19 protein-coding genes are annotated in these 21711 nt (G+C 63.9%); 10 read left to right on the top strand and 9 right to left on the bottom strand.

Annotated features, from left to right (window positions below; all coding sequences use genetic code 11):
- Nucleotides 1-41 precede the first annotated feature (41 nt).
- The 3 genes from G3N95_RS13000 to G3N95_RS12990 all read right to left on the bottom strand — a co-directional run bounded on the left by G3N95_RS13000 (nucleotide 42) and on the right by G3N95_RS12990 (nucleotide 2515).
- The gene (locus G3N95_RS13000) at nucleotides 42-1439 is read right to left on the bottom strand and encodes an ATP-binding protein (protein WP_205970399.1); all 1398 of its coding nucleotides are present in this window, start codon (nucleotides 1437-1439) and stop codon (nucleotides 42-44) included.
- Nucleotides 1436-2149 (bottom strand): response regulator, encoded by a 714-nt coding sequence (locus G3N95_RS12995; RefSeq protein ID WP_205970398.1) that lies wholly within the window; start codon nucleotides 2147-2149, stop codon nucleotides 1436-1438. Before G3N95_RS12995 ends, G3N95_RS13000 begins: the two co-directional genes overlap by 4 nt.
- Before the next feature lie 72 nt (nucleotides 2150-2221).
- A complete protein-coding gene (locus G3N95_RS12990) occupies nucleotides 2222-2515 on the bottom strand; it encodes an EF-hand domain-containing protein (protein ID WP_205970397.1) in 294 nt (97 codons plus the stop codon).
- A gap of 333 nt (nucleotides 2516-2848) precedes the next feature.
- Between G3N95_RS12990 and G3N95_RS12985 the strand changes: the two genes are divergently transcribed.
- Both G3N95_RS12985 and G3N95_RS12980 read left to right on the top strand, forming a co-directional pair.
- Nucleotides 2849-3205 carry a hypothetical protein gene (locus tag G3N95_RS12985; protein WP_205970396.1) on the top strand — a complete coding sequence of 119 codons (357 nt, stop codon included), beginning with the start codon at nucleotides 2849-2851 and terminating at the stop codon, nucleotides 3203-3205.
- Nucleotides 3206-3320: 115 nt separating this feature from the next.
- Nucleotides 3321-3791 (top strand): ferritin-like domain-containing protein, encoded by a 471-nt coding sequence (locus G3N95_RS12980; RefSeq protein ID WP_205970395.1) that lies wholly within the window; start codon nucleotides 3321-3323, stop codon nucleotides 3789-3791.
- A 199-nt stretch (nucleotides 3792-3990) separates the two neighbouring features.
- On the opposite strand, the gene G3N95_RS12975 is transcribed toward G3N95_RS12980, so the two are convergent.
- The gene (locus tag G3N95_RS12975; RefSeq protein ID WP_205970394.1) at nucleotides 3991-4332 is read right to left on the bottom strand and encodes a hypothetical protein; all 342 of its coding nucleotides are present in this window, start codon (nucleotides 4330-4332) and stop codon (nucleotides 3991-3993) included.
- On the opposite strand from G3N95_RS12975, the gene G3N95_RS12970 reads away from it, so the two are divergent.
- From G3N95_RS12970 to G3N95_RS12955, 4 genes are all read left to right on the top strand, one after another.
- A complete protein-coding gene (locus G3N95_RS12970) occupies nucleotides 4313-5764 on the top strand; it encodes an efflux transporter outer membrane subunit (RefSeq protein ID WP_205970393.1) in 1452 nt (483 codons plus the stop codon). The two genes, G3N95_RS12975 and G3N95_RS12970, sit on opposite strands and share 20 nt — an antisense overlap.
- A gap of 101 nt (nucleotides 5765-5865) precedes the next feature.
- Nucleotides 5866-7017, top strand: a complete 1152-nt coding sequence (locus G3N95_RS12965; protein ID WP_205970392.1) for an efflux RND transporter periplasmic adaptor subunit — start codon at nucleotides 5866-5868, stop codon at nucleotides 7015-7017.
- A gap of 10 nt (nucleotides 7018-7027) precedes the next feature.
- Nucleotides 7028-10072, top strand: a complete 3045-nt coding sequence (locus G3N95_RS12960; protein WP_205970391.1) for an efflux RND transporter permease subunit — start codon at nucleotides 7028-7030, stop codon at nucleotides 10070-10072.
- 818 nt (nucleotides 10073-10890) lie between these two features.
- Nucleotides 10891-11547 (top strand): LysE family translocator, encoded by a 657-nt coding sequence (locus tag G3N95_RS12955; protein WP_205970579.1) that lies wholly within the window; start codon nucleotides 10891-10893, stop codon nucleotides 11545-11547.
- A 10-nt stretch (nucleotides 11548-11557) separates the two neighbouring features.
- On the opposite strand, the gene rarD is transcribed toward G3N95_RS12955, so the two are convergent.
- Nucleotides 11558-12433, bottom strand: coding sequence for an EamA family transporter RarD (rarD, locus tag G3N95_RS12950; RefSeq protein ID WP_205970390.1), 876 nt, complete (start codon nucleotides 12431-12433; stop codon nucleotides 11558-11560).
- Nucleotides 12434-12775: 342 nt separating this feature from the next.
- Here rarD and G3N95_RS12945 point away from each other — a divergent pair, with 342 nt between their 5' ends.
- Entirely contained in the window at nucleotides 12776-13564 is a 789-nt protein-coding gene (locus tag G3N95_RS12945) for a sulfite exporter TauE/SafE family protein (RefSeq protein ID WP_205970389.1), read from the top strand.
- Between the two features lie 49 nt (nucleotides 13565-13613).
- On the opposite strand, the gene G3N95_RS12940 is transcribed toward G3N95_RS12945, so the two are convergent.
- Nucleotides 13614-13868, bottom strand: a complete 255-nt coding sequence (locus G3N95_RS12940) for a hypothetical protein (RefSeq protein WP_205970388.1) — start codon at nucleotides 13866-13868, stop codon at nucleotides 13614-13616.
- A 367-nt stretch (nucleotides 13869-14235) separates the two neighbouring features.
- The gene (locus G3N95_RS12935) at nucleotides 14236-14589 is read right to left on the bottom strand and encodes a BON domain-containing protein (protein WP_205970387.1); all 354 of its coding nucleotides are present in this window, start codon (nucleotides 14587-14589) and stop codon (nucleotides 14236-14238) included.
- A 541-nt stretch (nucleotides 14590-15130) separates the two neighbouring features.
- On the opposite strand from G3N95_RS12935, the gene G3N95_RS12930 reads away from it, so the two are divergent.
- From G3N95_RS12930 to G3N95_RS12920, 3 genes are all read left to right on the top strand, one after another.
- Nucleotides 15131-16645 carry a TAXI family TRAP transporter solute-binding subunit gene (locus tag G3N95_RS12930; RefSeq protein ID WP_205970386.1) on the top strand — a complete coding sequence of 505 codons (1515 nt, stop codon included), beginning with the start codon at nucleotides 15131-15133 and terminating at the stop codon, nucleotides 16643-16645.
- A 186-nt stretch (nucleotides 16646-16831) separates the two neighbouring features.
- On the top strand, nucleotides 16832-17476 hold the full coding sequence (locus tag G3N95_RS12925) for a 2-hydroxychromene-2-carboxylate isomerase (protein ID WP_205970385.1): 645 nt from the start codon (nucleotides 16832-16834) through the stop codon (nucleotides 17474-17476).
- A gap of 233 nt (nucleotides 17477-17709) precedes the next feature.
- The gene (locus G3N95_RS12920; RefSeq protein WP_205970384.1) at nucleotides 17710-18738 is read left to right on the top strand and encodes a LysR substrate-binding domain-containing protein; all 1029 of its coding nucleotides are present in this window, start codon (nucleotides 17710-17712) and stop codon (nucleotides 18736-18738) included.
- Between the two features lies 1 nt (nucleotide 18739).
- On the opposite strand, the gene xdhC is transcribed toward G3N95_RS12920, so the two are convergent.
- On the bottom strand, nucleotides 18740-19330 hold the full coding sequence (xdhC, locus tag G3N95_RS12915; protein WP_205970383.1) for a xanthine dehydrogenase accessory protein XdhC: 591 nt from the start codon (nucleotides 19328-19330) through the stop codon (nucleotides 18740-18742).
- Between the two features lie 22 nt (nucleotides 19331-19352).
- On the bottom strand, nucleotides 19353-21710 hold the full coding sequence (gene xdhB / locus G3N95_RS12910; RefSeq protein WP_205970382.1) for a xanthine dehydrogenase molybdopterin binding subunit: 2358 nt from the start codon (nucleotides 21708-21710) through the stop codon (nucleotides 19353-19355).
- Between the last annotated feature and the right edge of the window lies 1 nt (nucleotide 21711).

Here is a 21711-nt window from a genome sequence, read left to right as displayed (position 1 = left end):
CACACGCGAATTGTCTTGCACGCGTGAGCGGCTCGACCGGCTCACGCGGCCGGCTGTGCCGCGGACGGCTCGCCCGAAGCCGACGGCGCGCCCGCCGCACGCGCGGCGATCTGGATCGGCAGCACGGCCCACACTTCGAGCCCGCCGCCTTCGCGCGCATGAAACTCCAGCGTGCCGCCATGCAGGCGCGCAATGCGTTCGACGATGGCGAGCCCGAGCCCCGTGCCGCCCGTTTTCCCATGCGCGTTCTTGCCGCGCTGAAACGGCGCCTTGAGTCGTTCGAGTTCTTCCGCGCTCAAGCCCTTGCCGCGATCGCCGACGGCCACGTATATCGCCTGCGCATCCGCCCATGTCCTGACGGCGAGTCCCGTTTGCCCATAGACGACGGCGTTCTGCATCAGGTTCATCACGAGCCGCATCATCGTGATCGGCCTGAACGCGTGTTCGGGCAACTCGCCCGGCTGCAAGTCGAACTCGTGCCCCAGCCCCGCGAAGTCCGCGGCCAGCTGGCTGATGAGCGCGTTCAGATCGCCCCGTTGCGGCGTTTCGCGCTCGCCGCTGCCCGCATAGTCCATGAACTGCTGAAGGATCGTATCGATCTGGTCGAGATAGGACTCCGCAGCGCCTACGAACGCTTCGTCGCCGTTCGTGTCGTTGGCCATCGCCATCGCGAGACGCAGCTTCGTCAGCGGCGTGCGGATGTCGTGCGAAATGCCCGCGAGCATCAACGCGCGCGTCGCTTCCGCCTGCTGCAGCGCCTGCGTCATCTGATTGAACGCGCCGCTCACCTGCGCGATTTCCGTCGGACCGTCGACGGGCAGCGGCGGCGGTGTCTCGCCCGCGCTCACGCGCCGCGCCGCGTGCGCCAGTTCGCGCAGCGGACGGTTCAGGTACGCCTGCAGCGCGAAACCCGTCAGCGCGGCGAGCAGGCCGAGGCCGATCGACAGCAGCACCGCCGTCAGCATGCCGCCGCCCTGCGCTTCCTCCGGCACCTGCAAGCCGATCCAGTACGGCGTCGCGGCCACGTGCATGCGTATCCACATGCGCGGATGCGGCACGCCTTGCCAGCGCACTTCCGTGCCGGGCGGCAGATAGCGATGCAGCGTCTCCAGAAACGTCACCAGCTGATACGTGCGATAGAACGCCAGCAAGCGAACGCTCGGCTCGGACACGGCTTCTGCGGGCGGCTCGCTGCGCGCATCGAGCCGCGCGACGAGCGTCTCGCGCGCGTTCTCCGGGGATGCCGTCAGTGCGTTATCCAGCGTCTTGATGTACGCGCCGAACACGGCAGCCGCGCGTTCGACGCGCGGCTTCTGCACGTAGTGAACCAGCACGCTCAATGCGCAGATCTGGCTGAATGCCACCAGCACGATCAGCAGCGCGATGTTGCGCCCGAGCACGCTGCGCGGCAACAGATACCGCAGCATGCGCGCGCTCATGCTTCGACGTCGGCGACGAGCATATAGCCGACGCCCCACACGGTCTTGATGAAACGCGGCTTCGATGGATCGTGTTCGATCGCTTGCCGCAGCCGCAGAATCTGCACGTCGATGCTGCGATCGAGCGCATCGTGATCGCGGCCTCGCGCGCGCGCAATCAGGTTGTCGCGGCTCACCGCCCGATTTGGCGATGCCGCGAGCGCCGTCAGCAGCAACATCTGCGCCGAGTGCAGTTCGAGCGGATCGTCCTGCCGGTACAGACACTGCTTGCCGACATCGAGCCGGAAGTCGCCGAAACGCAGCGTCTGCGTGGTGACGGTCGGATCGTTCGATGCGATTTTCTGGCGGCGCAGCAGCGAATTGATGCGCGCCACCAGTTCGCGCGGCAGGAAGGGCTTGGCGAGGTAATCGTCGGCACCCGTTTCGAGCCCGATCACACGGTCAAGCGGATCGCCCTTGGCCGTCAGCATCAGGATGGGCAGCGTGTGCCCTTCCGCACGCAGTTTTGCGCAGATCTGCAGGCCGTCTTCTTCGCCGATCATCAGATCGAGCACGAGCAGGTCATAGGGCTCGCGCTGCAGATAGCGTTCGAGCCGCTTGCTGTTTTCGACGGCACGCACTTCGAAGCCGTGTCCGCTCAGGAAGCGCTGCAACATGTTGCGGAGTTCCGCTTCGTCGTCGAGCACGATGATGCGGGCGGGTCGGTCCATGAAGACTCCTTCGTCGCTCATGCGATTGGCCGTACTGCAAACAGTGTAGCTTCATGCCGACCCGTTTTTAGGTCAGTGCGATCCCGCTCGCTGCGCCATGAACGCCTCGATCTGCGCGAGCGTCACGTAGCCCTGCTTCTGCGTGTCGATCTCGCTGAAATACTGCGCCACACGTGGCATGCCCGTCTGCGCCTGGGCCAGCGTCAGCTTGCCGTCGTGCGTCGTGTTGGCGGCCGCAAAGCGCTCCTGCAACTGGGACATCATGCGCTCCATGCGCGGCGAGGCCGACATCTGTTGCGGCGCCGTCTGCGCCATGGCGGCCGTCGATGCAATGCACAAAGCAAGGATAGCGATCAGCTTCTTCATTTCCCATCTCCATCGTTTCATTCAACTTCTTCGCTACGCGGTGTTGCGATTCGTCGTTGGCGAAGCGAATTCTGGTAGCCGGACGGGGAGAAGGCAATTTCAAAGTTATGTCGAAATATGTCGTCGCTTTGCGCGTTGTTCGCCGCATGTTCGCGAACGATGCATCGTTCGCCCCGAAGCATGCGCTTCATATATGAGCGTGCTTTTTCCGACATCGAATGAAACAAGTTATCGCTGCCCTTCGACGGACCCGATGCGTATCGTTTGCACGTCGGCGGCAACGTCAGGACTTCACCTCGCATCCGCCGACGATGTCCGCTTCAGGAGTTTCATGTGAACATTCGCTCTGCTTATACGTCCGCGATCGCCGCAATGGGGATCGCCTGTTCGACCAGCGCCTTCGCCGGCACCGTCTTCGTTCACGCGGCCTATGTGCCCGCCGCGCTGTATGTGCCGGCGCGTACACTCTATTACGTGCCGCCGCAACCGCATTACGCCGTGCCCGTCGTGCCCGCTGCGCCTGTCGTGCCCTACGTGGCCGTCGTGCCGCCACCCGCGCCCGCGAAGCCTTTGCCCTACGCGACGGTCGCCGTTCCCATCGCCGCGGCACCCGCGTATGCCGTCGTGCCCGGCAACCGCATCGTCTATGCGCAGCCGGTTGCAGCGGTGCCCGTCGTCGTCACGCGCTGATGTGTCGTTGGTTTCCATACGGCGATTCACTTGATCTTTGCAGAGGTGCGTCCAACAATGAAACCTCTGCTCTCGCAACATCCACCGACTTTCGACGAGCACCACGGAGGGCCACATGCCGGAGATCGAAAAGGACAAGGTCATCGCCGTACTGAACCAGATTCTCGAATCCGAGCTGGCAGGCGTGGTTCGCTATACGCACTACTCTTTCCTCGTGTTCGGCTTTGGCCGTATTCCCATCGTGTCGTGGCTTCGCCAGCAGGCTGACGAATCGCTCACGCATGCGCATCTGGCGGGCGAATGGATCACGACGCTCGGCGAGTATCCGTCGCTCGGCATCGGGCCGCTGCTCGATTCGCATACGACGGATATCGCCTCCATCCTGCGCGAGTCGCTGACGGCCGAAGAGGTCGCGCTCGGCCTCTATCGCGATCTGCTCGCGCTGGTGAAAGACCGCTCCGTCGCGCTCGAAGAATATGCTCGGCAGATGATCGCCACCGAAGAGATGCATGCAGGCGAAGTCGACAAGATGCTGCGCAAGCCGGGTACGGTCGCGACATCGGGCGAGCGCGGCGCGACGCATTGAATCCTTCGTTGCTGTAAGGGCGCGAACGCATCTTTTGAATGTGCCCGCATTCGATTGTCAAATCACCTGGTGCAGCGATATTCGATCGCTCACCGAATCGTTCATCTACCTGCCCTTCGACAAACGCCGCATGCATCGACACAGGATGCCTGCGGCGTTTTCGCTGCTGCATTTAACGTTTGTCGATCGTCATGCGCGTCTAATCCCCTAAAGCTTCTGCATGCATGATTGCGTTTGTAACGACCCATGCTAGGCTATGCGCGGCATCAGGCTGTTGAATGCTGCATCCGCTGTTTCGTTCGTAGTCCGCGCAGGCAAGCCAGGGTGGATAGATGATCGATGACGTCAATGGCAGTTTCAGTCGCAGTCGCTCGCACAGACTTTCATGCCTGGCGTCATGCCGCCATCCTCTTCGTGCGTGCGGCACGCATTCCGCTTCGATCACAGCTTCGATCACAGCTTCGATCACAGCTTCGATCACCGTATCGTTCAGCATCTTCGCCATCGTCAGCACGTCCGTGATGCCGCTGTCCGGCTGCACGGTCGGCCCCGATTACCGCACGCCTGCCCCGCCCGCCACCGAAACCTATACACCCACGCCCTTGCCCGATCAGACGGCGTCCTCGCCGGGCGCAACGGGCGTGCCGCAGCAATTCGTCGGCGGGCAGGACATCCCCGCGCAATGGTGGACGCTCTTTCATTGCGAGCCGCTCGATGCGCTGATCCGCGAAGCGCTCGCCAACAGCCCGAACGTCGCGGCTGCGCAGGCTGCACTGCGGCAGGCGAGCGAGAACTATCGCGCGGAAGTGGGCAGCGCGCTTTATCCCTCAGTGGATGCGAAGCTCAATGCGACGCGCGAGAAGTTCAACGGCGTCACGTTCGGCCAGCCGGGGCTTACGGAAGTGCTGAATCTGTATAACGCGTCGGTGAACGTCTCGTACAACCTCGACGTGTTCGGCGGCTCGCGGCGCGAACTCGAATCGCTGCGCTCGCAGATCGACTACCAGGGCTATCAGTTGCAGGCCGCGTATCTGGCGCTGTCGGCGAACATCGTCACGGCGGCCGTCAAGGAAGCGTCGTTGCGCGAACAGATCGACGCAACCGAACGCATTGCCCACGACGAGGCATCGCAGCTCGACGTATTGCACAAGCAGTTCGATCTGGGCGGCGTGGGCCGCACGGCTGTACTCTCGCAGGAAACGTTGCTCGCGCAAACACGGGCGACCTTGCCGCCGCTGCGTCAATCGCTCGACCAGACGCGGCATCAGCTCGCCGTGCTTGCCGGCAAGCCGCCGAGCGACACGGGTGTGCCCGAATTCAGGCTGTCGATGTTCACGCTGCCGCAAAGCCTGCCTGTGAGCTTGCCCTCTTCGCTCGTCAGGCAGCGGCCCGACATTCTCGCCGCCGACGCGACGCTGCATCAGGCCAGCGCACAGGTTGGCGTGGCGACGGCCAATATGTATCCGCAGATCACCTTGTCCGCGAGCTACGGTCCGCAAGCGCTGACGCCTGCCGGCCTGCTCAAGTACGCCGACATGATCTGGAGCATCGGCGCAGGCATCACGCAGCCGATCTTTCACGGCGGCCAGTTGAGCGCGCAAAAACGCGCGGCCGAGGCCGCCTTCGATCAGGCCAACGCGCAGTATCGCCAGACCGTGCTGCTCGCGTTCCAGAACGTCGCCGATACGCTGCGCGCGCTCGAACACGATGCGACGGGACTTGCCGCGCAAACGGACGCGTGGCGTTCGGCCAGCGATTCGCTCGACCTGACGCGCGGCCAGTTTCGTGTCGGCGGCGTCAGCTATCTGGCGCTGCTCGATGCGCAGCGCCAGTACCAGCAGACCGTCGTGAATCTCGCGCAGGCGCAGGCCGCGCGCTACGCGGACACGGCGGCGCTGTTCCAGGCCCTCGGCGGCGGCTGGTGGAACGACGCGGCGACGGGCGCAGCACCGCCCGTCGCTACATCGCAGTGATTCCGCAGTGATTCTTCATGCAGTCACCGGGCAGCGCAGGCGATGAAACGCAGCGCCGCCGGACAGGTTTGTGCCTCAGTTTGCCGTGCAAGGACATGACGATGACGACGAAAAGACCGATGGCAAAGCGGATGATCATCATGCTGATCTGCGTGGGTGTACTGCTCGGCGCACTGATCGGTTTCAATCTGTTCAAGGCGCACATGATCCGCAAGTTCATGGCGAGCAACGCGGTGCCCTCCGCGACCGTCACGTCCGCCGTCGCGCGCTATCAGCAGTGGCAGCCGCAACTGATTGCCGTGGGCAGCCTGCGCGCCGTGCGCGGCGTCGACGTGACGACGGAAGTGCCTGGGCTCGTGCGTGAGATTGCGTTCAACTCGGGGCAGGAAGTGAAGGCAGGCCAGGTGCTCCTGCGCCTGAACGACGATTCGGACCGCGCGCAACTCGCGTCGCTGCAAGCGGCCGCCGACCTCGCGCAAACTGTCTACAAGCGCGACAAAGCTCAGTTCGACATTCAGGCCATCGCCAAGGCGCAACTCGATGCCGATGCCGCCGACCTCAAGAGCAAGCGTGCGCAGGTCGATCAGCAGGCCGCGCTCGTCGACAAGAAAACGATCCGCGCGCCGTTCGCAGGACGCGTCGGCATCACGACGGTCAATCCCGGCCAGTACATGAACCCCGGCGATGCCATCGTCACGTTGCAGGCCATCGATCCCATCTACGCCGACTTTTATCTGCCGCAGCAGCAACTCGGGCAATTGCAGGTGGGACAAACCGTCGTCGTGGATACGAATGCGTACAGCAGCCGCACCTTCGACGGCAGGATCCGCTCGATCAATCCGCGCGTCGACAGCACGACGCGCAACGTGCAGATCGAAGCCACCGTCGACAACCGCGAACGCAAGCTGCTGCCCGGCATGTACGCGAACGTGAAGATCGATGCGGGCGGCGAAGAGCGCTATCTGACACTGCCGCAGACGGCCATCACGTACAACCCGTACGGCGCGACCGTGTTCGTCGTCAAACCCGGCGAACACAAGGACGCGCAAGGCAAGATCATGCCCGTCGCGCAGCAGGTGTTCGTCACGCCGGGACCGACGCGCGGCGATCAGGTCGCGATACTCAAGGGCATTGCCGAAGGCACGCAGGTCGTGACGAGCGGCCAGTTGAAGCTGAAGAACGGCACGCCGCTCGTGATCGACAATCGCGTACAGCCTGCGGACAGCCCGAATCCGACGCCTCAGGAACAATAAGGGGCCGCCGATGAAATTCACCGACATCTTTATCGAACGGCCGGTGCTCGCATCGGTTGTGAGCCTGCTGATTCTCGTGCTCGGCCTGCGAGCGCTGTCGACGCTGAAGGTCAGCGAATATCCGCAGACCGAGAACGGCGTCGTCACGATCACGACCTCGTACTACGGCGCAAGCGCGGACACGATGGCCGGCTTCATCACGCAGCCGCTCGAAGCGGCGATCGCGCAGGCGCAGGGCATCGACTACATGTCGTCGACGAGCACGACGGGCGTATCGACGATCACCGCGACGCTGCGCCTGAACTACGACTCGAATCGCGCGCTGACGGAGATCAACACGCAGATCGCGTCGGTGCGCAACCAGTTGCCGCCGCAGGCGCAGCAGCCCGTGCTCACCGTGCAGGTCGGTCAGACTACCGATGCGATGTACATGGGCTTCTACAGCACCGTGCTGCCAAGCAACAACGTCACCGACTATCTTCTGCGCGTCGTGAAGCCGAAGCTCGATTCGGTTCAGGGCGTGCAGACGGCGGAAATTCTCGGCGGCCGCCAGTTCGCGTTGCGCGCGTGGCTCGACTCGGCGAAGCTCGCCGCGCACAACGTGACGGCATCCGATGTCTTCACGGCGCTCGGCAGCAACAACTATCTGGCGACGCTGGGCACGACCAAAGGCCAGATGATCAGCGTCGACCTGAACGCGGGCACCGATCTGCACTCCGTCGACGACTTCAAGAAGCTGGTCGTCAAGCAGAAGAACGGCGCGATCGTGCGGCTCGAAGATGTCGGCAATGTCGTGCTCGGCGCGGACAGCTACGACTTCAACGTGGCATTCAGCGGCAAGCGCTCGGTATTCATCGGCATCAAGGTCGCGCCGGATGCGAACGTGCTCGATGTCGCGAAGCGTGTGAAAGCGATCTTTCCCGATCTGCAGAAGCAGTTCCCGACGGGCATGACGGGCGACATCGTCTACGACGCGACCGACTTCATCAACACCGCTATCGAAGAAGTGGTGAAGACGCTCGTCGAAGCGCTGCTGATCGTGACGGTCGTGATCTTCCTGTTCCTCGGCAGCTTCCGCGCGGTGATCGTGCCCGTGATCGCGATGCCGCTGTCGCTGATCGGCACGTTCTTCGTGATGCAACTGCTCGGCTACTCGATCAATCTGCTGACGCTGCTCGCGCTCGTGCTCGCGATCGGGCTCGTGGTGGACGATGCGATCATCGTGGTCGAGAACGTCGACCGGCATATGAAGGAAGAAGGCAAGCAGCCATTCGAAGCGGCGTTGATCGCCGCGCGCGAGTTGGGCGGGCCGATTCTCGCGATGACGGTCGTGCTGATCGCGGTGTATCTGCCCATCGGTTTTCAGGGCGGACTGACGGGCGCGCTGTTCACCGAGTTCGCATTCACGCTGGCGGGCGCGGTGGCCGTGTCGGGCGTGATCGCGCTGAGCCTGTCGCCAATGATGTGCTCGCGTTTTTTCCGCATGGATCAGGAGTCGGGGCGCTTCGCGCGTTTCGTCGACCGGCAGTTCGAGCGCGTGCACCACGGCTATGCGCGGCTTCTGCATGCGATGCTCGACACGTGGCCCGTGTTCATCGTGATGGGCGCGCTGCTGTTGTGCGGCACCGTCTATCTGTTCATGACTTCGCAATCGGAACTCGCGCCGCAAGAGGACCAGGGCATCGTGCTGTCGCAGATCCAGGGGCCGCCCAACGCGACGATCCAGCAGATGCAGACTTACGCGGATCAGGTGTTCGACATCTCGAAGGGCTTGCCCGAGTATTCGCAGATGTTCCAGTTGACGGGCGCGCCGACGTTGAATCAGGGTATCGGCGGCGTGCTGTTCAAGACCTGGGACAAGCGCAAGAAGAACGCCACGCAGTTGCAGCAGGAGTTGCAGGCGAAGTGGAACGGTATCGCGGGCGCGCGCGTGGCCGCGTTCCAGTTTCCTCCGTTGCCGGGCGCGCAGGGCTTGCCCGTGCAGTTCGTGATCAGCACGACGGAACCGTTCGAGAACCTCAACGAAGTGTCGCAGACGGTGCTGCAGAAGGCGCGCGAGAGCGGCATGTTCTTCTTCGTCGACAGCGATCTGAAGATCGACAAGCCGGAGAGCGTGCTGGTGGTGGATCGCGACAAGGTGGCGACGCTCGGGCTCACGCAAAGCGATGTCGGGCAGACGCTGGGCGCGGCGCTTGGCGGCAACTACGTGAATTACTTTTCGATTGCGGGCCGTTCGTACAAGGTGATTCCGCAAGTGTTGCAAACGGACCGGCTGAATCCGTCGCAGGTGCTCGACTACTATTTGCGCACGCCGGATGGCAGCGTGATTCCTGCATCGACGGTCACGCATCTGAAGCAGAACGTCGTGCCCGAATCGATCAATCACTTCCAGCAGTTGAACTCGGCGACGATCTCGGGCGTGATCGCGCCGGGCATTTCGCAGGGCGAGGTGCTCGACTTCCTGCGCAAGGCGACGACGGATGCCGCGCCGACCGGCTATAGCGCGGACTACTCGGGATTGTCGAGGCAGTTCGTGCAGGAATCGGGGGGCTTCGTCGTTACGCTGATGTTCGCGACGATCATCGTGTTTCTTGCGCTGGCCGCGCAGTTCGAGAGTTTTCGCGATCCTGTCGTGATTCTTGTTTCTGTGCCGATGGCGTTGTTTGGAGCGCTCATTTTTATCAACATGGGGCTGTCGACGCTCAACATCTATACGCAGGTCGGGCTTGTTACGCTGATGGGTCTGGTCAGCAAGCACGGCATTCTGATCGTGCAGTTTGCTAATGAGTTGCAGCGGGCGGGTCGCGGTAAGCGCGAGGCTCTCGAAGAGGCTGCCGCTGTGCGGTTGCGGCCTATTCTTATGACCACTGCCGCGATGGTGCTCGGGGTTTTGCCACTCGTTATCGCCTCTGGTGCCGGCGCGGCAGGGCGTAATGCTATGGGGCTCGTTATTTTTTCCGGGCTTTCTATTGGGACTTTGTTTACGCTCTTTGTTGTGCCGGCTATGTATATGTTTCTTGCTGCTGAGCATCGTGGGCGTGCGGCGGTTGCTTGATTTTTGTATGCTGGTGGTTGTTGCTGGCATCCGCGGTTTGTTTCGCGGGCCTCCGCGGTTTGTTTCGCGGGCATCCGCGGTTTGTCTCTGGTTTGCTGGCGTTGCCCCTGTGCGGGGCGGCACTTACTTTCTTTGCCGCCGCAAAGAAAGTAAGCAAAGAAAGCGGGCTAACACCGCCAGCCCGTGTCCCTGCCTGCGGGCCCCCAACGGGTCCCACACTTCACACGGCAACTCATCGTTTTGCGCCCGTAGCCAACGCTTTGAACAGGTGCATCCCCCACTCCAGCCACCCATAGCGCGGCCAGCGGCGGCGGTCCGTTTGCGCCGCCCAGGTGGCAAACTGTGTGTAGGTTGTCGCGCCATATGCGTTCGCGCTTCTACGACACCGATCCCGCTTTTCAGTCCGGAGTGGTGCACTTCGATCGCGACGGCCTACACAGAGTTTGCCACCTGGGCGGCCGTGGACTTCTGGTAACGTGGTCTGTAACCCGGGAGTTTGAAGTGGGTGATGAGAATCCAGGAGCGCTGGCAACGAGCATGGATTAGCGCGCTGCCGCATGAAGCGTAAGAACTGTTGAGGGCCCGCAGGCAACAACTAGCACTGGCGGTGTGAGCCCGCTTTCTTTGCTTACTTTCTTTGCGGCGGCAAAGAAAGTAAGTGCCGCCCCGCACAGGGGCAACGCCAGCAAACCAGAAGCAAAACGCGGATGCCAGCGCGGAAACACAACGCGGATGCCAGCGAAACAAAACCGCAGCGACGAGCAAAAAAGGCAAAATACCCAACCAGCGTCGCAGACAAAAAACCAAAGGAACCCCAAATGTTCAGCACCACCTTATTTCTGACAGCGGCAGGCGTAGGCCTCGCAGTGGCCGCCCCGGTCGGCCCGATGGGCATGCTATGCATTCGCCGAACGCTAACGGAAGGCCCACGCGCGGGGCTGGCGATCGGCCTGGGCATCGCGGGCGGCGACGCGATCTACGGCCTGGTGGCAGCACTAGGCCTCGTCAGTGTGTCGCAATTCATGCTTGCCTACGACAAACCGCTGCACATCATCGCAGGACTCTTCCTGCTGTATCTCGGCATCCGCACGATGCTGCAAAAAGTCCCCGCCGACAACGGCAGTAATGGCAATGGCAACAGCGACAAAAACAGCAAACTCGCAGCCATCGGCCACGCAGGGGCCCTAAAAGCATTCGCGAGCGCGTTGCTCCTCACCCTCACCAATCCGCAGACGGTCATCATGTTCGCGGCCCTCTTCACGACCCTCGCGCCGCGCGGGCCGTTTTCGTCGGGCGTCGCACTCACGACGGTGTTCGGCGTGTTCTGCGGATCGATCGCGTGGTGGTGCTTCCTCGTGACAGCCGTGTCGCTCGCGCGGCATGCCATCGGTCACAAACTGCGGGTGATCATCGACCGTATCGCAGGCTTCGCGCTCGCCGCGTTCGGCGTCGTCGAGATCAAACGCGCGATCTGATCATCGGCCCCTAGGCGCGCGCAAAACGCGCGCGCCACAAGCCATCGAGCGAATACAGCGCGAGCGCAATCCAGATCGCGCCATAGCCGATCAGCTGCGTCTGCCCGAACGGCTCGCGATAGATCAGCACGCCAATCAGCAGTTGCAGCGAAGGCGTCACGTACTGAATCAAGCCGAGCATCGACAGCGGAATGCGCCGCGCACCCGCCGCGAACAGCAGCAGCGGCACGGCCGTGATCGGTCCCGCGAGCGCAAGCAATACCTTCACCCCGACGGACGCCGCGCCAAACCCGCTCTCCCCGTGCGACGACGCGAAGAACAGATACAGCACCGCCACAGGAAACAGCAGCACCGTTTCGAGTGTCAGCCCTTCGAGCGCGCCGAGTTGCGCCGTCTTGCGCAACAAGCCATAACCCGCAAAGCTGAAGGCAAGCGCAAGGCTGATCCACGGCGGATGGCCGTTTTGCCAGGTGAGCCACAGCACACCCGACGTGGCGATCGCGACGGACACCCACTGCACGCGCCGCAGACGCTCGCCGAGAAACGCAAGGCCGAACAGCACATTGATCAGCGGATTGACGAAGTAACCAAGGCTCGCCTCGACGATATGCCCCGCGTTGACGGCCCAGATATAGATGCCCCAGTTCGTCGACAGCAACAGCGCACTCGCGGCGAAGCGCGCCAGCAGCCGCCGATCGCGCAGCACGGGCGCAAGCCACCGCCACTGCTGCCGCACCGTCAACACGATGAAGAGAAACAGCATCGACCACACCATCCGGTGCGCGAGCATCTCCACGGGTGAAATCTGATGCAGCGACTTGAAGTAGACGGGAAACAGTCCCCACAGAGTGAACGCGAGCAATGCGTAGGCGACGCCGGGATTCATTTTTATCGGTCTGCGGATGGAAAAACGCGCGAAAAACACACGGGGAAAGCACCAGCCGAAGTGGCGGGAGCAAGACGCAGCCAGCCTGGCGGACGTCGCCATGAGCGCGCTGTCCGGCACACCGTGGCGCCCGAAACAGTTATTGTAAGCCGACTGTCGGGACAACCCCGATAACGGTATCGCCTCGGATTCGTACGCGGCAGCGCCGGTTTTGCGACAATAGCGGTCTTTCGCCGCGCCGCTCAGCGTCGTTCGCCCGACGCGCAAGCCCGGGCGCGGCGCTCTGGCGACAGTACCGGCAAGCTTGCCCGCAACCTTTTACGACCGTCCGCGGTCCGCGCAATGGCACTTCCCCATATCGATCTCCTGTATTCCGCGTCCGGTCTCTTCGTCGGCTTTCTGGTCGGACTGACGGGCGTCGGCGGCGGCTCGCTGATGACGCCGATCCTCGTGCTGCTCTTCAACGTCCATCCCGCGACGGCCGTCGGCACGGATCTGCTGTACGCCGCCGCGACCAAGGCGACGGGCACGCTCGTACATGGGGTGAAGGGGTCGATCGACTGGCAGGTGACGTTGCGTCTCGCCGCGGGCAGTGTGCCCGCCGCCACGATCACGCTGATCCTGTTGCACCGCTACGGCATGACGTCCTCGCGCGGCGGCCATCTGATCTCCGTCGTGCTCGGCGTGGCGCTGCTCATCACGGCCGTTGCGCTGGTGTTCCGGCCGCAGCTGACCGCGTTCGCGGCGTCGCGCACGCGCGGGACGGGCCAGGGCAGCACGCTCGCGCTGACCATGCTGACGGGCGCCGTCCTCGGGGTGCTGGTGTCGCTGACGTCGGTCGGCGCAGGCGCGATCGGCGTCACGGTGCTCCTGCTGCTCTATCCGCTGCTGCCGACCACGCGCATCGTCGGCTCCGATATCGCGCACGCCGTGCCGCTCACGCTGCTCGCGGGCGCGGGCCACTGGCTGCTCGGCTCTATCGACTGGTCAATGCTGATCTCGCTCCTGGTCGGCTCGCTGCCGGGCATCGTGCTCGGCAGCTACCTGTCGACAAAGGCGCCCGAAAAGCTGCTGCGCAACCTCCTCGCCGCCACGTTGACGCTCGTCGGCGTGAGGCTGGTGATTGCCTGAGCGCGAACGCGCGCACACGTCCGCCGCGTGCGGGCGATCACATCGACGGTTACTTGAAGAAGCGGCAGTTCAGATCGGTCTCGAACTGACGCACCCAATGCCCCGCCGTATCCTCGTGATACGACTGCGCCCAGCCGCCGCGCCGTATCGTCAGAAGACGCGATTGATGCGAGTTGTCATCGGGATCGTCGCTTGCGCTGATGTCGAAATGCACCGGCGCGAAACCATGCCGCGCGCACACCAGCTCGAACGCCGCGCGCTCGCCGATGGGCAAATCGGTGTAAGTGAAACGGGTCGTGTCCATAGCGGTCCCCGGCGAAGATCGATAGCTTCACAGTACCGCACCCGGCGGGTAAAAAGTATGTCACGGCGTGCAAGAGCGAAGGTCCGTCGCGTTTGGCCGGTGGCTGCCACAATCGGCTGCACGCATGCGCGCTGAGCGTGCATGGTTGTCACGCGCTCGTCACACGGGCCGCCGCTTTATATCGCTCGTCCTGAAGCGCAACGGCATGCAAAATGAAGCGGGCTCCCGTCTCGGACGGGAGCCCGCTTGTCATGTCGACCGCCAGGCACGCCGCGATCTGCAGCGTGCCGTCCGGCGGCGACCGGCTGGCCGTTGCCGCACGCGCCGGATCATTCGATCCGCCCTGCGCCGGCGCGGCCTTCGCCGCTTACTGCTGCTTGACGTTGATCTTGTTCGACACCGAAGTGACGCCTTCGACGCCCTTCGCGATTTCGCCGGCCTTCTGGATCTGGTCGTTGTCAGGCGCGGTGCCCGTCAGCGAAATAGCGCCGCCGTGGGCGCGCACGTTGACCTTCGACACGTCGACGCCACCCTTCGTGAGCGCTGAGCGGACCTTCTTGCCGAGTGTGCGGTTTTCCTTCTTGGCGGCCTTCGAGTTCGCGGCGGGCGCGGTTGCCGTCGTGCCGGTTGCCGTGGAGTCGCTTGCCTGGGCATACGTGTGGCATGCGACGACCATTGCGACAACACCACCCACTGCCTTCAGAAAATCGACCGATTTCATAACTTCTCCTTTTTGCTTTGGTTTGGACCGCGTTTCACTTGCGGCTTGGTTACGACTGCGGACGGCCCGCCTGCGCGCGCGCACGAAGGCGCAACGAGGCATGGCGAGCCTGGAGCGTTGTCACGGTCTGCGAGAGGCATTGGAAGTGGTGACGGCCGGCGCGATCCACCTTGCGCGACGATGCATGACGCTTGCCGTGCGCCGCGCGGTTGGCAGCGTGCCCTGTGCTCTTGAGTCTGGCCGGGTCGCGCTGCGCCAACGTCGATTCGCGGCAGCGATGCCAATGTAATCTAGCCGCGCAAGTTCTGCAAAGGATATCGCGCGTGACGCACGGTTTCCGTCGACGGTTCGGCGGATACCTCGCCCGGCCCAGGACGCCGGCTTCCCACATTCTGCAAACGGCCCAAGCCTTTCACGATCGCCCGTCTGGTCACCTTTTGTTACGCGTTTAGGGCGCCGTCGGTCCGCCCGACGTGCCGCCGCGCCGTCAATCTCATGTACCATCGGCGCGAAATCATTCATCCGACCGCCCCGCATTCCCATGAAGCCTTCCGAAGGACGTCGGCCGGAACGCACGGCTGAACACAAGCCGCCCAAGCTCGTCGCCCGTTTCGTGGCGATTTCGTGGCGCGATCTCGCCATCTCGTTCGGACCGATCCTGATCATCAGCGCCATCGCGATCTATATCGCCGTGCGCCTGATCCAGCCGGCCCCGCCCGATACGCTGACGATGGCGGCCGGTCCCAAAGGCAGCACCTTCTGGGTCGCGGCGCAGAAGTACAAGGAAATCCTCGCTCGCAACCGCATCACGCTCAACGTGCTGGAGACGGAAGGCTCGCTCGACAACTACCGTCGTCTGGCCGACCCGCACGCGAACGTCGATGTTGGCTTCGTGCAGGACGGCATCGCGCCGTCCAAACCGACGGACGATCTGATGTCGCTCGGCAGCGTCGCCTATGTGCCCGTCGCGATCTTTTATCGCGGGCCGATGGTCACGCTGCTGTCGGAGTTCAAGGGCAAGCGCATCGCGATCGGCGTCGAAGGCAGCGGCACGCGCGAACTCGCGCTGCAATTGCTGAAAGCGAACGGGATCACGCCCGACGGTACGACGAAACTGTTGCCGCTGTCGGGCGACGACGCCGCCCGCGCGCTGACGGAAGGCAAGATCGATGCGGCGATCCTCACGGGCGATTCCGCGCAGCCGCCCGTAATGGGCAAGCTGTATCGCACGGCGGGCGTGCAGTTCTACGACTTCACCCAGGCGAGCGCGTATGCCAAACGCTTCCCGTATCTGACGCAACTCGACATGCCGATGGGCTCGTTCGATCTCGGCAAGAACCTGCCGTCGACCGCGCTGCACATGATCGCGCCCACAGCCGAACTGGTCGCGCGCGACTCGCTGCATCCCGCGCTGTCCGATCTGCTGATCGAAGCCGCGCGCGAAGTGCATGGCAAGGCGACGGCGCTGCAGAAGGCGGGGGAGTTCCCCGCGCCGCTCGCGCATGATTTCACGATCAGCGACGACGCCGCCCGCTACTACAAGTCGGGCAAGGGCTTCCTCTATCGCATGCTGCCGTTCTGGCTCGCGAGTCTCGCGGACCGGCTGCTGGTCGTCCTCGTCCCGATCATCGTCGTGCTGATACCGGGGCTGCGGCTCGTGCCGTCGCTGTATGCGTGGCGTGTGAAATCTCGCATCTACCGCTGGTACGGCGCGCTGATCGCGATCGAGCGCGAGGCGCTCAGCGACACCTCGGCGGCCGAGCGCGAGGCGCTCATCGTGAGACTCGACAAGATCGAGGAATCGGTGAACGGACTGAAGATGCCGCTTGCGTATGCGGATCAGTTCTACGTGCTGCGCGAGCATATCGGCTTCGTCCGGACGCGCCTCGCGCGCGCGTCGGAAGCGGCTGCGACGCGTGACGCCGGGGGCGCCGCGGGAACGCCGGGTTCGTCGGAGGCAGGCGCCGTCGGCCGCGCCGAAGCGCGCGCGGCCATGCACGAGGGCCACGCGGCGAACGAAGGCCACGAAGACCGCGAAGGCGGAGAGAACCGCTAGGACCGCCCTGTCGAGACCGGGTGCGTCATGACGCACCCTCCGAGCGTCCGCGCAACAAACAATGCCGCAACGGCATTTCGTCAAATGATGCGCACGGGGCTTGCTCCGCGTAAGATCGAAACAATCAGAATGGGCTGACGCGCGGCATCGCCGACAGCCCGCCGATTCAGGCAACCGGGAGACATCATGACCGATGGCATCGACGCCACGCAGCCGTTGTGGTTTTACGACTTTGTCTCACCGTTCTCGTATCTGCTGCTCGAACAGCACGATAAATGGCCTGAACTGCCGTTCGTGCTGACGCCGGTGCTGCTGAACGACCTGTATCGCCACTGGGGCCAGCGGGTCGCCTACGACGTGCCCGCGAAACGCATTTTCACGTACCGGTACGCGCTGTTTCGCGCGGAGCAACTGGGCATTCCGTTCCGCATGCCACCCTCGCATCCGTTCGATTCGACGAGGCCGATGCTACTGTCCGTCGCGCTCGGCTCCGACCTGCACACGGTGCGCGAGATATTCCGCTTCATCTGGCGCGACGGCCGCGATCCGTCGACCGACGAAGGCTTCGCCGCGCTGTGCGAACGCCTGAAGGTGCCGGACGGCCAGGAACTGATCGAACGCGAAGCGACACGCGCACAAATGATGCGCAACGGCGCTGACGCGATCGCGATCGGCGTGTTCGGCGTGCCGACGTTCTGGCTGAACAAGCAGTTGTTCTGGGGTGAAGACGCGCTGCCCATGGTGCTCTATTGCGCGCGCACGCCGAACTGGCTCGAATCGAAGGAAGTGAAGCGGATCACGTCGCTGCCGAAGGGTCTGGCGCAGGCGTGAGTCTCTTCCCGCGTCGCACGGCGGCGGCGCGGCGCGCAAAGCATGAGCGGATCGCCGGCCGTGATGCCCGGCATAGGGCGCGCACTATGCCCGCGCCGGTTAAACGGGCATAAGGTTATGGCTTCGTACGCGTGCGGCACGGCGTCGACTACGAGACGCCGCGCACGCACGATGCACCGCCTGACACAAGCACTCGAAATGCCTTCAACGGGCCTCCCCCGCCCCGCCGATTCATGGATGACGACACCGCCGCTTCACTCGATATCTGGCTCGTGCGCGTGCTGCGCACGCTGCTCGTCGAGCGCAGCGTCACGCAGACGGCACTGCGGCTGAACCAGACGCAGCCCGCCATCAGCACCGCGCTGCGCAAGCTGCGCGAAACGCTGAACGATCCGATCCTCGTGCGCGGCAAGTCAGGCATGGTGCCGACGGAATACGGCGAATCGCTGCTGGCGGCCGCGCAGAAAGTGCTGCGCGATGTCGACTTCGTCGCGACGCCGCACGGCGACTTCGATCCGGCGCGCTCGCGCCGCACGTTCCGCATCGCCGCGCCCGATTATCTGAACGATTTCTTCATGCCGACCGTGATCGCGCAGTTCCGCGAGGCGGCGCCGCATGCGCGGCTCGAGATCGAGTCGCTCGGGCCGCTCTTCGATCACACCTCCGCGCTCGATGCGGGCGAACTCGATCTCGTGATCGGCAACTGGCCGAAGCCCGACGTGCGCTTCGAGCGCAGCGACCTGTTCTCCGATACCGTCGTGTGCATGATGCGCGCCGATCATCCGCTGGCAAAGGCGCCGCTCACGCGCGACGCCTATCTCGCCGCGCCGCATCTCGCGCCCGCGCACTACAGCGGCGCGCGCGGCGGCGCCATCGACACGGGTTTCGCGCGCGCGCAGGCGTCGCGCCGTATCGTCGCGACGCTGCCCTATTTCGGTCTCGTACCGCAGGTGCTGCTGCAATCGGATCTGATCTTCACGACGACACGCCGCTTCGCACTGCACTATGCGGAGATGTTGCCGCTGGCCGTGGTCGATGTGCCGATTCCGTTTCCGCGCATCAAGTGCTATCAGATGTGGCATCCGCAACCGGACCGGCCAAGCGATATCGCATGGCTGCGCAGCCTGATGGCGCAGGTGTCGGAGATGCTGGTGGCAAATAAGCCGCGGCGCGCGCGGGCGGCGGCACGTGAAGAAAAGGCGGAGAAAAAAACGGGCGCCGCGAGTGTGCCCGCTGCGCCCGCTGGAGGAATCGGTCAGTGAATCACGCGCCGACGCAGTCCGCCTGCTGAGCGGATGCGAGATCGGCGAGCGAAATCTGCTGCGAACGCACCTGCAGCAGTTCCGCGCAGACGGCGACGGCAATCGACGGCGGCGCCTTGTCGACGATTCCCGGCACGCCGATCGGACAGGTCATCTCGAACAGACGCTGCGGATCGACGCCACGATCGATCAGACGACGCTCGAACTTCACGCGCTTCGTCTTCGAACCGATCATCCCGAAGTACGTGAAATCGCGCCGCCGCATGATGCGCTCGGCGAGCGCGAAATCGAGCGCGTGGTTGTGCGTCATCACGAGGAAGTACGCGCCGGCGGGCGCTTCGTCGACGATCGCGGCGGGCGTGTCGGTCGCCTCGACCTGCACGTTCGCGGGCACTTCGTCGGGGAACAGCTCGTCGCGTTCGTCGACCCATTGCACCACGCACGGCAGCCGGCCGAGCAGCGAGATCAGCGCATGGCCGACATGGCCCGCGCCGAACAGCACGACGTGCATCGGCGGCGGTAGCTTCGTCGCGTGGCCGCTGCGCCGGCCGATCTGAACGGGCATGTCGACAGAAGACGGAACGTGCATCATGGCGAGCGCCCTCTTATAACGTTCAAGCCGAGCGCGAAGCGCGCACCGCGCGAATCGCCTTGAGGATTTCTTCGCCCGTCGCGGGCGCGTTCAACGGTGGATTCACCTTGTAGTCGCCGACAGCGGCCACGGCATCGCGAATCGCGAAGAACACCGAGAACGGCAACAGCAGCGGCGGCTCGCCCGTCGCCTTCGAGCGATGGATGCTGTCCTCCGCGTTGCGGTTCTTGAAGAGACGCACGCGGAAATCGGGCGGCGTGTCGTTGACGGTCGGAATCTTGTACGTGGACGGCGCGTGCGTCATCAGCTTGCCGCCGGCGTTCCACCACAGTTCTTCCGTCGTGAGCCAGCCCATGCCCTGAATGAAGCCGCCTTCGACCTGGCCCACGTCGATGGCCGGGTTCAGCGACGCGCCCACATCGTGCAGCGCGTCGGCGCGCAGCACGCGCATTTCTCCCGTCAGCGTGTCGATCACGACTTCCGACACGGCCGCGCCGTACGAGTAGTAGAAGAACGGCCGGCCTTGCAGCTTTGCCTGATCCCAGTAGAGCTTCGGCGTCGCGTAGAAACCATCGGACCACAGTTGCACGCGCGCGAGATACGCCTTCGCGATCACTTCCTCGAACGGCACGACAGCATCGCCGATCAGCGCGCAGTCGCCCGCGAAGCGCACCTCCGCCGCCGTCACTTCGCCCGCGCCGAACTTGTCGGCGGCGAACGCGGCAAGGCGCTCGCGCAATTGACGCGCGGCGTCCTGCGCGGCCTTGCCGTTCAGGTCCGAGCCCGTCGATGCCGCCGTCGCCGACGTATTCGCGACCTTCGACGTATCCGTCGCCGTGACGCGCACGCGGTTGAAGCTCACGCCGAGTTCATGCGCGACCACCTGCGCGACCTTCGTGTTCAAGCCCTGGCCCATTTCCGTGCCGCCGTGATTCACGAGCACCGAGCCATCGGTATAGATATGTACGAGCGCGCCCGCCTGGTTGAAGTGCGTGACGTTGAACGCGATGCCGAACTTGACGGGCGTGAGCGCGAGGCCCTTCTTCAGCACGTCGTTGTTGCGGTTGAACTCGAACACTTCGGCACGGCGCCGGCGATAGTCGCTCGTCGCTTCGAGTTCGTCGATCAGTTCGTGAATTACGTTGTCTTCGACGACCTGTCCATACGGCGTCTGGTTGCGCTCAGTCTTGCCGTACAGGTTGCGGCGGCGCACGTCGAGCGAATCCTTGCCGAGCGAGCGCGCGATGTCGTCCATGATGTATTCGATCGCGAACGCACCCTGCGGGCCGCCGAAGCCGCGAAACGCGGTGTTCGACTGCGTGTTCGTCTTGCCGCAGAAGCCGTCGATCGCGACGTCCGACAGAAAGTACGCGTTGTCGAAGTGGCACACGGCGCGCGTCATCACAGGACCGGACAGGTCGGCCGAAAAGCCGCAGCGCGAGGTCATGTCGACGGACACGCCCTCGATCACGCCTTCGTCGTCGTAGCCGACGTCATACGTGTAGTGGAAGTCGTGGCGCTTGCCCGTGACCATCATGTCGTCGTCGCGGTCCGGGCGCAGCTTGACGGGACACAGCAGCTTCCATGCGGCCAGCGCCGCGCAGCACGCGAACATGCTCGACTGCGATTCCTTGCCGCCGAAGCCGCCGCCCATGCGGCGGCACTCGACCAGCACGTTGTGCGAATGCACGTTCAGCATGTGCGCGACGAGGTGCTGCATTTCCGTCGGGTGCTGCGTCGAACAATGCACGTGCATGCCGTCGTCGTCCTTCGGCACGGCGTAGGAGATCTGCCCTTCCAGATAGAACTGCTCCTGGCCGCCGAGCAGCATTTCGCCCGCATCGCGATGCACCGCGCGCTGGAGCTTCGACGCGGCATCGCCACGTGCGAGCTTCATCGGCGGAATCACGCTCTGGTTCGCGGCGCGCGCCTGCTGCGCCGTCAGCACGGCGGGCAGTTCCTCGAATTCGATATCCGCGCGACGTGCGCCGAGGCGCGCCGCGTCGTGCGACGTCGCGACCACGATGAACATCGGCTGGCCGACGTACTGGACGAGCCCATCTGCGAGGATCGGATCGTCGCCCTTGACGATCGGCGCGCAATCGTTGTGGCCGGGAATGTCGTCAGCCGTGAAGACGGCGACGACGCCGGGCGTCGCGCGCACCTTGTCGAACGACATCGACAGGATCTTTGCGTGCGCTTTCGGCGACAGGCCGAGCGCGGCGTGCAGCGTGCCCGCGAGTTCCGGGATGTCGTCGGTGTAGGTGGCTCGGCCGCTCACGTGCAGATGCGCGGATTCGTGCGGGCGCGACACATGTACTTGCGTAAAGTCGGCGAGTTCCTTCGCGTCTTTCAGGAACGGTTCGGCTTGCTGGTTCATT

It is taken from the genome of Paraburkholderia sp. Tr-20389 (assembly GCF_017104565.1).
Classification (GTDB): domain Bacteria; phylum Pseudomonadota; class Gammaproteobacteria; order Burkholderiales; family Burkholderiaceae; genus Paraburkholderia.
This window is presented reverse-complemented; position numbering and strand designations above follow the sequence as displayed.

Coding starts and splice junctions, on each gene's coding strand:
- G3N95_RS13000 (WP_205970399.1), bottom strand. CDS start 1,439: ATGAGCGCGCGCATGCTGCGGTATCTGTTGCCGCGCAGCGTGCTCGGG.
- G3N95_RS12995 (WP_205970398.1), bottom strand. CDS start 2,149: ATGGACCGACCCGCCCGCATCATCGTGCTCGACGACGAAGCGGAACTC.
- G3N95_RS12990 (WP_205970397.1), bottom strand. CDS start 2,515: ATGAAGAAGCTGATCGCTATCCTTGCTTTGTGCATTGCATCGACGGCC.
- G3N95_RS12980 (WP_205970395.1), top strand. CDS start 3,321: ATGCCGGAGATCGAAAAGGACAAGGTCATCGCCGTACTGAACCAGATT.
- G3N95_RS12970 (WP_205970393.1), top strand. CDS start 4,313: ATGCCGCTGTCCGGCTGCACGGTCGGCCCCGATTACCGCACGCCTGCC.
- G3N95_RS12965 (WP_205970392.1), top strand. CDS start 5,866: ATGACGACGAAAAGACCGATGGCAAAGCGGATGATCATCATGCTGATC.
- G3N95_RS12960 (WP_205970391.1), top strand. CDS start 7,028: ATGAAATTCACCGACATCTTTATCGAACGGCCGGTGCTCGCATCGGTT.
- G3N95_RS12955 (WP_205970579.1), top strand. CDS start 10,891: ATGTTCAGCACCACCTTATTTCTGACAGCGGCAGGCGTAGGCCTCGCA.
- rarD (WP_205970390.1), bottom strand. CDS start 12,433: ATGAATCCCGGCGTCGCCTACGCATTGCTCGCGTTCACTCTGTGGGGA.
- G3N95_RS12945 (WP_205970389.1), top strand. CDS start 12,776: ATGGCACTTCCCCATATCGATCTCCTGTATTCCGCGTCCGGTCTCTTC.
- G3N95_RS12940 (WP_205970388.1), bottom strand. CDS start 13,868: ATGGACACGACCCGTTTCACTTACACCGATTTGCCCATCGGCGAGCGC.
- G3N95_RS12935 (WP_205970387.1), bottom strand. CDS start 14,589: ATGAAATCGGTCGATTTTCTGAAGGCAGTGGGTGGTGTTGTCGCAATG.
- G3N95_RS12930 (WP_205970386.1), top strand. CDS start 15,131: ATGAAGCCTTCCGAAGGACGTCGGCCGGAACGCACGGCTGAACACAAG.
- G3N95_RS12925 (WP_205970385.1), top strand. CDS start 16,832: ATGACCGATGGCATCGACGCCACGCAGCCGTTGTGGTTTTACGACTTT.
- G3N95_RS12920 (WP_205970384.1), top strand. CDS start 17,710: ATGGATGACGACACCGCCGCTTCACTCGATATCTGGCTCGTGCGCGTG.
- xdhC (WP_205970383.1), bottom strand. CDS start 19,330: ATGATGCACGTTCCGTCTTCTGTCGACATGCCCGTTCAGATCGGCCGG.
- xdhB (WP_205970382.1), bottom strand. CDS start 21,710: ATGAACCAGCAAGCCGAACCGTTCCTGAAAGACGCGAAGGAACTCGCC.